Origin of the sequence: Paraburkholderia sp. BR10872 (assembly GCF_040965835.1) — a bacterium.
Classification (GTDB): Bacteria; Pseudomonadota; Gammaproteobacteria; order Burkholderiales; family Burkholderiaceae; genus Paraburkholderia; species Paraburkholderia nodosa_A.
Genome location: NZ_JBFRCN010000157.1, coordinates 1 through 448, shown reverse-complemented (window position 1 = coordinate 448; position 448 = coordinate 1). Strand labels below are relative to the sequence as shown.

Sequence of the window (448 nt, the reverse complement as noted above, 5' to 3'; positions counted from 1 at the left end):
ACGGCGGCGGCGCCAATGATCGACGCGTCGAGCAGCGCCACGGCGAAGATCGTGGCCGAGGTCTGGCCGACGTACTTGTGCAGACCCGCAATCACGCCACCCGCGTCGGTGAAGTTGCCGAACTCGGGCTTGCCGTCAAAGAGCGCGGCGGTGAAGGCCATCATCGCCACAGCGCCGACGATCACGAACGCGATACCGATCCAGAGGTCCGCCTTTTCGTACTTCATGAAGCGCGGCGTGATGCGCTTGTCGATCACGTAGCTCTGCTGGAAGAACAGTTGCCACGGCGCGACGGTCGTGCCGACGATGCCGATCACGAGCAGCATCACGTCGGAGAGCTTCGAATTCGCCGGCCAGGTCGGCACGAAGAAGTCGCGCGCGATAACGCCCACGGGCGGGTGAATCGAAACGAGCACCGGGATCAGCAGCAGACTCAACAGGCACAGCA

1 protein-coding gene is annotated in these 448 nt (G+C 63.6%); it reads right to left on the bottom strand.

From position 1 onward, the window contains the following. A partial coding sequence (locus tag AB4Y43_RS40495; protein ID WP_368730292.1) for a divalent metal cation transporter occupies window positions 1–448 on the bottom strand: 448 nt, incomplete at both ends.